Source organism: Limnospira sp. PMC 1279.21, assembly GCF_032349615.1.
In the GTDB taxonomy this organism is placed as follows: domain Bacteria; phylum Cyanobacteriota; class Cyanobacteriia; order Cyanobacteriales; family Microcoleaceae; genus Limnospira; species Limnospira fusiformis.
In genome coordinates, this window is the sequence record NZ_JARPLU010000123.1 from 1 (window position 1) to 10098 (window position 10098).

Here is a 10098-nt window from a genome sequence, read left to right on the forward strand (position 1 = left end):
CCTCCCCGGTCTAAAGACACGGGGCTTCCACGCTCCCAAGAGGTTTACGTGAATGCAGTGGCGATCGCGCCGGACGGCAAAACTGCCGTTTCCGCATCCTCTGATCGCACCCTGAAACTGTGGGATTTGGCAACGGGGGGAGTGTTAGCTACCTTCACCGGGGAGGCTCCGATGATTTCCTGTGCTGTAGCTGATGATGGGGTGACGGTGGTAGCGGGGGACTCATTCGGGGGAGTAAATTTTCTGCGGTTGGAGGGGTTGAGAGATTGAAAAACCGGGTTTCTGGGATGTGGGTGGGGGGCCAGAAACCTGGTTGCTGGGACGATTTGAAAACCATGCTAGAAATCACCCTAAACTAGGACATCACCGCATAAATTCAATGCCCGTCGGGTTGATCATATCGGATAAATTGACCCCCCACATTTATTAAATCAAATGATGGATAATATACTGCTTGATGGCTTTGGGTAGTCTGTAGAGATTGTCTGGCTTTTCCAGCCAACAACGTCGCAGCAAAGATTGAATCGAATTGAGACAATCTGCGGGAGGCATTATCGCCATTTCTAGCAATCCTCCCAAGCTGATAGGTTCGCTCTCGCCGGCTAATAAAACCATCACTTGTTTTTCAGTTTCCGACAGGCGATCGTACTGTTGCCGTAAAATACACTTCACATCTTCCGGCAACAATAAAGTATCATTTTTCAAAATATGGGGGACAAACCCGCCCAACTCTTGAATCTGGCTGGCGAGACTTTTCACCCAGAACGGATTTCCATCATAGCAGTCAATCAGTGGGGAATTTTCATCAATTTCTGTCAATTCGTAATCTTGGAGAATCTTTCGAGTCGTGGCGATATCTAACCCGGTGAGTTGTAGCGTCCGCAGCGGGCTATTTTGCTTGGCACTGGGGGGGAGTTCAATGGAGGGTTCCCAACCGATGAGTAAAACGCAGCTTTGATGGGATAAGTTCTTAACTTGCTTAAAAAAGGATTGATAGTCTTGGCACTCGGCTTGATATTTGCCCGCCAACTCTCCCGAAACAAACAAATTGTGAAGGTCATCTAAAACTAGCAAACAGCGATATTGTTGTAAATAATGAATGACGAATAAAGGCTCTGAGGTGAGGTGGAAAGAGCGATCGGTTGGCGATTTTGAGAAAAACTTTAGCAGGCGATTTTGCCAGTCTGAAAAGGTGGGAGGCGACGCTAGGCTACACCAGAAAACGGACTCGAACTCATCTTTGATTTGCTGCACCAGTTGGGAGACTAAGGCGGTTTTGCCGATGCCACTCATGCCTGTGATTGCTATGAGGCGACAGCGTTCGTTTAGAATCCAATCACTCAGGGTTTCCAGTTCGAGGGTGCGATCGTAAAAAACACCCAAATCCGGCATCTCGCTTAACTCTTGACTGCATACCTCTCGATTGGGTGGGTGTCGGTTTGGTATATCCGGCGGGTGTCTTCCCTCCCCACAAAAATTTAAACTACCAACTTGAACGTGATCTTGTACAACATTTGAAAATAGGGAAAATTGAAACCGCTCCATTGCCGAGCGAAAATTGGATTTATTAACTTCTTCTCCCAACTCCTCCGAAAGGATATGCCACAACTGCGAACCCGCATTTCTGACGCTGCTTTCCGAGTAATCATACTCTTTGGCAATGCGTTGATAAGTCTCCCGTTCCAGCGTTCCTCTCAGTACCGCCTCCTGTAGATCGTCAAGGTGATGTCCGGTCTTCGCAAACACGATGCGATCGGCGATATTTAACATTTCTTTAAGGTTCATAGCATAGGGGTGCTTGTACGGGACTTTGGTATTATACCACATTTTAGTACATTTTGGAATTTGTTTATACAAAACTAGATTTTATAACTCTGATACCCGTTAATACTTGAGGCAAAATAATATATATTTGAGGTTGACAAACACCGAAACCATCAAAGATAATAATAGACAGAGCATTTAGTTGATCAAGCCGAAAAATTTAGTTGGTTGTATCTTGGTTTTTGGCAAGCCATCAAAAAAAGAAACCGCAAAAAAATTAAGGAGAAAAAAATGGCTGCTATATTCGGAATCATTGCGCTACTTTTGGGTGCGTTATTTGTTTTAATTGGAGTCATACCGGATACGGGTATGACTAGGTTACGCCGTATTACTTCTGTTGTTGCTGGTATTTTGCTAATCTTAGCATCTATAGGTGCTGCTTTTGGCCCAATCAATTGATTTTAGTTCACCTTAAGTATGGAGGGGTCAAACATGATGGGAATTTGACGGCAATATTCTACGTTTTTATCGGCATTATTGCACTCGGTATTGGTCTTTATTTGATAATTTCTCCCTTTGCATTTGTTATCGGATTATGCAAGCCTAGCATTGTACTTAATGACAAGAAGCCACAAACCAGAATGAGAGTCCTAAAGAGTTCCGGTATTACCAGCATTATTCTGGTTTTGGTTCTGAATGGATTATCTTCTGTTACGGCGGAAGAAAATGACAAGACTTATATGGCAAAATCTTCCACGTTTGTAGCAGCATCCACTTATAGGCCCGAACCTCAAAAATCGAAACCAGTAGCAAAACCGGTCCCCACAGAAACTTGGATAAATGTAAGGAATGATCGTGCAGTTAAAATTGCAGGCATTCAAATGCTCGATACCATTTTTCCTAGCAATTATTTTATGGAAAATGTAGAGTCAAAAGGCGGTCAACTGGCGGTTGTTGGGTTAGAAATGAAAAACACAGGAAACCAATCCGGTAGTATAACCTGGTCAAGCTATAAGCTGATTGATAGCCAAGGTCGGAAATATAACGAAATCAATGATTTTTCAGAAACCTTAAGTATCAATCAATGGCTGAAGGACAAAGGGATCGAACCGAGTAGTCAATTATTTCCAGGACAGGTTGTCCCAATTGTTAAAGTATTTCGTGTAGCTAGTGATGCTTCTGGTTTTAAATTAGAAGTTAATGGCAAGAGAATCGACATTAGGGAAGACGACTTATTCGCTATTTACTAGGTTAATATTGTCAGTCGTTTATACTCATAAACCGGGTGTCTTATATCTCTGTTTCATGAAAAACGAGATAGTATTTCAGAAACCCGGTTTCTTCTATTCTGTCGCCGGTCAAAAAAATGCGATCGCCAGCAGTTCATCACCCCGACCCCGACCCCTATAGCCTCAGACGATTGGCTGAGAATAGGTTTATGGAATTGTTCCCCCCCACTACTGGCCAATGGGAGTTAACAGACCGGGTATATCCGGGAAAAGTCAGCCAAGTGCTACCTTTCGGGAGGGGGAAAGAAACCGGGTTTCTTAACGTGATGTCGGTGAGGATGCCGAGATTTTCACAGAAACCCGGTTTCTCAGCCTGGGGGGGGGAAAGAAACCGGGTGGCTCAGAGGGCCACTCATCGGCACAGTAGCACCATATCTTTGAGTGGTCAAAATGCGCTAGGATAGCGGGGAAAAACCATGCTTAATTGATTATGGATAACCCCGGTTGCATCACCAAGTCTAAATCATATTCTAGCGGTTATCGACCTGTTAACCTTCTCCGACGGTCGATGCTGGGTCTCCCTTGTGCGATCGCATTATTATTAACAGGAGTGACCGTAGCCTCTGCTGAGAGTCCCATAAATCGAGAAACTCAAATAGTCGCCCGCGCCACCCCTACTCAAAATCAGACCCCACGGGTTTTAAGGCGCGGTAGCCGAGGTCAGGAGGTAGCCGAATTACAGATTAGACTCCGAGAATTGGGATATTTTAATAACCCTAATTTAGGTAATTTTGGTCCGATCACTCAACAAGCAGTTCGACAATTTCAAAGCGATCGCGGATTAAGGCCAGATGGCATTGTCGGACAAGAAACTCGCCAGGCTTTAGCCCTAATTCCACCCTCCCCAAAAACCCCAGAAGTCGCTACCACTCCCCCTCCTCAACCCACAGCAACTCAGCCGCCGCCACCAGCCGCCAAACCCCCAGCCGCCAAACCCCCAGCCGCCACCCCCCCAGCTATCAACATCAACTATGATTTACCAAAAGGCTTTCAGACAGCGATCGCCCTCTTAAAAAATCCCGGTTTTGTGGAAGCACCCCCCCGCGACCCATCTGGAAAAATGAGCCATGTTAAAACTATTACCGGCCCTATTGCACCCAAATCAATTGTGCATTCAGGGAAAGGCTTATTTTTTGCCCAAAATATGATGTATCGCCACACAATAACCGTCTATGACCGTAACTTTGATTTAATCAAGACTATTCCCGACAGCATCAAATTCTCAGATTTTGGCTTCTCGAAATTCACCGGAAATCATAGAGGTTCACCCGTAGAAGCCTCCTTTTCTCCTGATGGAAAATACGCCTACGTTGCCAATTATAAAATGTATGGTTCCGGCTTTTCTCGCCCCGGAAATGATAGATGTTCTCCAGCCGGGAGACATGATGATAGTTTTATGTATAAAATCAATACCGAAACCCTGAACATCGAACAAGTGATCCAAGTCGGACCCGTGCCGAAATTTAATACAGTTACTCCTGATGGTCGTTTCGTATTAGTTAGCAATTGGTGTGGTTGGGATTTAAGTATTGTTGACACCCAAATAAACCAGGAAATTCAACGGCTAAAAATAGGTCGTTATCCGCGAGGAATTGCTGTTGATTCTAACTCAGAATTTGCTTATGTAGCCGTCATGGGTTCCACCCAAATCGCCAAAATTAACCTTAATGATTTTTCCCTCACCTGGCTTAATAATATCGGACGTTCCCCTCGACATTTGAATATAGATCCTCAAGGGAAATTCCTGTATACCACCCTTAATGGTGAGGGGACGGTGGCAAAAATCAACCTAGAAACGGGTAAAGTCATCCGCCGAATTAGGACAGGAAGCGCCCCCCGTAGTATGGCAATTTCTGATGATGGTCAATTTTTGTATGTGGTTAATTATCACTCTAATACCATGAGTAAAGTCCGCACAGAAGATATGAGAGTCATTCATACTGTCCGCACTAACCACCGACCCATTGGTGTGACTTACGACCCCCAAAAGCGACAGGTTTGGGTAGCTTGCTATTCTGGCAGTGTTATGGTATTCCAAGATTAATATAACATTCGGATTCAGTTAACTTACCCATGATTAACCTAGCTGTCTAGTTTTTCTGGGTAAGTTTTTATTAGTCGTTTGGTGGTGTCAGGAGATTATGAACAAACTTAATAAATTCCATTTGATGTTGATGCAAAAATCCGGCAAAACCCTAATTATAGCATCTATTTCTCTAGTGGTGTTAACCTTAACCGCGATTCGATTGGCGGTAGCTGACTCAGGTTCTGATATTTTCAAATTAGGCGATCGCATAGATTTTCTACAGCATAAATTAAGCAATCATAACTCATTAGATAACTCTGAATCTCAGGAAACCATCGCTTTTTTACCCCCACAACCTGGTCAATTTGAAATTATTAAGACTATCAAAAGTGATGATTTAACCCCCAAGTCTGTTGTTTATGCAGACCCCGGAATGTTCTTTGTACAAAATATGATGTATGAACATTCAATTGCTGTTTATAATCGTCAATTTGAGCAGGTTAAAAAAATTGCTGATCATGTGAATTTGTATAAGTTTGGTCATCGAGATTTTACCGCCGAAAAATACAAAGGTTCTCCCGTAGAAGCAGCAGTTTCTCAAGATGGCAAATTTGCCTATATCTCCAATTATCGGATGTATGGTCCTGAGTTTAATAATCCCGGTCATGATACCTGTTTACCATCAGACCAATTCGACCCTAGTTTTATCTATCGGATTAATACCGAAAATTTAACCATTGACAACGCCATTAAAGTCGGTTCAGTTCCCAAGTTTATCGCCGTTTCTCCCAATGGTAAATATGTCTTAGTAACTAACTGGTGTTCAGGGGATGTTAGCGTTATTGATACTGACATCAATCAAGAAATACAAAGGATATTTGTAGGCAGATTTCCCCGGGGAATTGCCATCTCTCCGAATTCTGAAACTGCTTATATAGCCGTGATGGGAACTTCCGATATTGCCAAAATAGACCTACAGGACTACTCAGTAAATTGGATGTATAACGTAGGTTTATATCCTCGCCATCTGGTTTTAGATTCCACCGGAAAATATCTATATGTTACCCTGAATGGTGATGATCATGTAGCCAAAATTGACACAGAAACCGGGGAAATTATCAGGAAAATTTTTACAGGTGCAGCCCCTCGTAGTATGGTATTATCAGATGATGATCAATTCCTCTATGTGGTGAACTATTACTCCCACACCGTTAGTAAAGTGCAAGCTGAGGATATGGAAATTATTGATACCATCACCGTAGGCTTAAACCCCATAGGAATTACTTACGACCCGAAAACTCGACAGGTGTGGGTAGCTTGCTATACGGGGAGTTTGGTGGTCATTCAAGATTAACAGATAAAGATTTCGGGAATTGGCGGTTTATCTCTTGTAGTCATCAGGTGTTGTCAGCCAGGAGTGAACTATGGAGGTCCTGACCGTTATTCCCAAAATGGCGATCGCCCTTGGGGTGGCAACTGTTTCGATGATATCACAAATACAGTTTCGCGGGACAGTTTCATCCCCTACAGAAGTTGGGGCGGAATATATTGTCTTTCAAACTTACCCAAATAATCAAGTTAGGGGTTTAGTTTATATTCAAAACTCCGATATTGGTTCATGTTTTGAAGGAGTTTTTAATTCCCAGCAAACCCAAATCCAACAAATCACCTATACTCACCCAGTCATTGGAAACAACCATGATGATGGTTGGGAGACTCATGTATCAGATGAAGCCCTAAATTTAAGCACCTTTTCCCACTCCTTTAATTCCTCAGAAATCAATGAAAATGTGCAAGCATGGTTTAATGAATGCTTAGAGGTCATCTCAAATCCCCTTGAATAGTGAGTGATTGATGATTACTTTCTCTCTCCCGTCAGTTAAACCGCCGTTACCTCCGGCTAATTAGGAGACAATCAACTTTCTAGGTTGCCGCTGATATACCCTCCAAAAAAGAGTGAGATTGAATCATCAACCTCACTCTAATTTAGCTGTTAATTGTCCGAGTCAGTTTCCCTATATCTCAAGGGAAACTTAACTGATATTTTACACAGAGAAGGCATCTACTTCATCGATAATGTCATCGATAATGTCATCGATATCATCAATGTCATCGATGGTACTGATGCCAGAGAAGGCATTAATCTCATTGATGGCTTGGAAGTTATAAACATCCAAGAAGGTCACCTGATTAATAGACCGAACTCCAGCAAACTCAATCAAAGCAGCAGAGTTTTCTTCCAGGTAAATATCCATTGCCATTTGCGGATTAGCTTCTAGGAACTCCTCACTGTAGGGGTCAATTCCCGCCAGCAGACCAGCACCGAACATATACTCTAAGCGCTGAGTAAAGGTAACGTCCTCAAAGGATTCCACACCAAAGAACTCAGCCACCTCTTCTTGCACATCTTCCGACTCGAAATATTGCTCAAAGCTGTAGATATCGGAAGTTTCGTTACCTTGTTCCAGCAGTTGACCGGTCAAAGCATCGAACAGTTCCGAATTATCAATCTCACCATCGTCATCTTGATCAAAATCAGCGAGATTTTCAGCCAAGAAATCAGCATATTGAGTCAGCGCCCAATTGAGATCGATGGTCGGTGCCGTGCTGAAATTGCCTTGCAAACTAAACTCAAACAGTTGTTGAGAATTAATGCGGAAGACATTTTCAATGCGATAGTTCTGAAGAATTTGTTCGCTCGCTTGTTGGCGGAAGAATTCAATATCAACAAATGGGCTGATATCGATGCCAAGTTCCGACACAATTCCCAAGTCAAAACTTTGCAAAATTGACAGATCCAGGTTGAAAATTTCCTCAACCGGGATACCAAAGAAGTCAGCAAAGACTTGGGGATATTGAGTGGCGATCGCATCATAATCAATGGCCACAAAATTAAACTCTTGTTCCAAACCTACCGTATAGGCGTGTTCAAGAATTTGTGCGCGAGTCAGACTCTCAGCACTGATTCCAGTAAAGGTAGACTCCAAGGAAGCAGCATATTTAGTGCGGTAGAACTCGAAGTCAATTTGGGTCGAAAGACCACCATAGACATAATCCAGCACCAAAGAGCTTTCCAGGGAGGCAACTGCGCTAACATCAATGTTATAGGCTCGCGCGATGTCAACGGCGAACTGTTGTCGCAGAAAATCAACTTCCACAAATTCCAGCGGGTTAATTCCAAATTGCCATCCTTGTCGGAAGGCAAAGTTAAACACCTGTTCAGCAGAAAGGGAACTAACATCAATCACACCAACATCATCACCATCAGCGGTAAAAACAGCTTCTGCTGTTCCGCGCAGCTTACTGCTAGCACTGCGACTTCCTTCTGACTCTACACTGGTTAGACGAACTCCAAATTCCTGACCCACAAACTGGTCTAGGCTCAATTCTTCGCCATCTGCAGTAATCACAAACACTGTGGATTGAATATCATCCCGACCAATACCAGGAGTTCCGATTTGCACACCAGCATCAAATTTCAGCGGTGAAATCGAGGTATTTCTTACCCGTTTCACATCACCACTAAAGTTAGAATTGGTGACATCATCCCCAGATACAGACAGGCTATCGAGAAGGCTACTATCTTCGATATTGAAGAACACACCGTTAATATCGGCGATGGGTTCCACACCGTCAACTGTGAATTGAATGCCTCCTTCCACTTCTTCTAATGTCACCGTTACCTGTGCTTCTGCTCCGGTGAAATTCGACAATTCAACCACTACAGAATTAGGAGCCTGACCTTCTGGAATAGCTGGCACGAGGAAGGCTTGATAGAAATCAGCCAAGGCTTCTGCATTAGCTTCGGCATATCCTTGCCAATCAAAGGCTAGTGTTTGCAGGGTTTCAATTCCGGTAATGGTTTGGAACTCACTGCTGTAGAAAATTTCGATGAGTTGCTGATGGCTGAGGGATTCGCCTTCGTTAAGCTCAATACCCAGAGAATCCAACAACTGTGTTTGTACTGCTGCTGTAAACTGGTTGAATTGAGCATTCAGGAAGTTGACGTTAATCAATGAGAAATCGGTGTTAAACCAGTCAAGAATGGTGCTATCTGGCAGTTCCTGGGATGCGATCGCACTCATGAAAGTCTCACGGAGATAGTCAAAGTTGACAAATCCCTGAATGCTGACTTGTCCACTGAACATGAACCCATGAACTTGTTCTAAGGTCAGCTCTGTGACATCATCCACCTCAAACTGTTGGATTAAGGTTTCTGCATTCGCCTCAATGAATGCCTCGTAGTTGATAGCAGATAGCTCTATAGTCTGCTCTGCTTCCATCAGCAAGGCTTTGAATTCTTGGTTGTAGACCAAATTGATGATTTGAGCATCATTAAGCTCTACAATGGCTTCTATGGACTCCTCAAGAGACAGGCTCTCATTAACCTGTTCAATGGTAATGGTTGTCTCGGTCAGAAGTTGCTCAACTTGATAGCGAATAAATCCGACATCAGCAGTTAAGAAGTTCTCCTCGAAGGCTGCCAAAATCTCAGCATCTGTCAAGGGTTCGATTTCACCGCGTAGGACATCCTCAACGGTAATCGGATTTTCTTCTGTGCTGAATAAATCAGCGATCGCTTGAGCTTGAGAGGCTCGCAGATAGCTGTAGTTAACTTCAGACTGTACCAGTTCAATCTCGACATCCTCACCTAGAACCTCTTGGAATTCAACGCTAAACGCCAAAGTCACGATGTCTTCAGTGGTTAACTCATCCACAGATTCATATTCAGTCTCCAAGATGGTATTGACATCTTCTAGGCTGAAAACAGAAGCCTGGAACAGTTCCTCAAGCTGATAGGTGACAAACTCGATATCGATTTCTTCGGTTTGGGTAACGGTCTCGACATCGACCATCAACTGCTCGATGTAAGCCAGAACGTCCTCGGCTGCAAACACTGGACCGTCGTCGGAATCATCATCCTGGTCGTCGTCTTGGGAATCATCATCAGACTCATCAACGATATCCTGGTCGTCGTCTTGGGAATCATCATCAGACTCATCAACGATATCCTGGTCG

The 10098-nt window shown here is 43.6% G+C and carries 6 protein-coding genes and 3 pseudogenes; 7 read left to right on the forward strand and 2 right to left on the reverse strand.

Features of this window, described 5'->3' with window-relative positions; genetic code table 11:
• Positions 1-270, forward strand: a pseudogene (locus tag P5683_RS17170) (WD40 repeat domain-containing protein); the annotation flags it as partial.
• 156 nt (positions 271-426) lie between these two features.
• Here P5683_RS17170 and P5683_RS17175 read toward each other — a convergent pair.
• On the reverse strand, positions 427-1785 hold the full coding sequence (locus tag P5683_RS17175) for an NB-ARC domain-containing protein (RefSeq protein WP_315640633.1): 1359 nt from the start codon (positions 1783-1785) through the stop codon (positions 427-429).
• A 204-nt stretch (positions 1786-1989) separates the two neighbouring features.
• Between P5683_RS17175 and P5683_RS17180 the strand changes: the two are divergent.
• The 6 genes and pseudogenes from P5683_RS17180 to P5683_RS17205 all read left to right on the forward strand — a co-directional run.
• A pseudogene (locus P5683_RS17180) lies at positions 1990-2223 on the forward strand (DUF3784 domain-containing protein); the annotation flags it as partial.
• On the forward strand, positions 2220-3014 hold the full coding sequence (locus tag P5683_RS17185) for a DUF4352 domain-containing protein (RefSeq protein ID WP_050786896.1): 795 nt from the start codon (positions 2220-2222) through the stop codon (positions 3012-3014). The pseudogene P5683_RS17180 and the gene P5683_RS17185, both read left to right, overlap by 4 nt.
• Positions 3015-3130: 116 nt before the next feature.
• Entirely contained in the window at positions 3131-3457 is a 327-nt protein-coding gene (locus P5683_RS26490; RefSeq protein WP_241081016.1) for a hypothetical protein, read from the forward strand.
• A gap of 104 nt (positions 3458-3561) precedes the next feature.
• Positions 3562-5097, forward strand: a complete 1536-nt coding sequence (locus tag P5683_RS17195; RefSeq protein ID WP_315640639.1) for a peptidoglycan-binding protein — start codon at positions 3562-3564, stop codon at positions 5095-5097.
• Positions 5098-5194: 97 nt separating this feature from the next.
• A complete protein-coding gene (locus P5683_RS17200; protein WP_315640636.1) occupies positions 5195-6433 on the forward strand; it encodes a beta-propeller fold lactonase family protein in 1239 nt (412 codons plus the stop codon).
• Positions 6434-6503: 70 nt separating this feature from the next.
• Entirely contained in the window at positions 6504-6923 is a 420-nt protein-coding gene (locus P5683_RS17205) for a hypothetical protein (protein ID WP_008052308.1), read from the forward strand.
• Positions 6924-7124: 201 nt separating this feature from the next.
• On the opposite strand, the pseudogene P5683_RS17210 reads toward P5683_RS17205, so the two are convergent.
• A pseudogene (locus P5683_RS17210) lies at positions 7125-10098 on the reverse strand (energy transducer TonB); the annotation flags it as partial.

Coding starts and splice junctions, on each gene's coding strand:
- P5683_RS17175 (WP_315640633.1), bottom strand. CDS start 1,785: ATGAACCTTAAAGAAATGTTAAATATCGCCGATCGCATCGTGTTTGCG.
- P5683_RS26490 (WP_241081016.1), top strand. CDS start 3,131: ATGCGATCGCCAGCAGTTCATCACCCCGACCCCGACCCCTATAGCCTC.
- P5683_RS17195 (WP_315640639.1), top strand. CDS start 3,562: ATGCTGGGTCTCCCTTGTGCGATCGCATTATTATTAACAGGAGTGACC.
- P5683_RS17200 (WP_315640636.1), top strand. CDS start 5,195: ATGAACAAACTTAATAAATTCCATTTGATGTTGATGCAAAAATCCGGC.
- P5683_RS17205 (WP_008052308.1), top strand. CDS start 6,504: ATGGAGGTCCTGACCGTTATTCCCAAAATGGCGATCGCCCTTGGGGTG.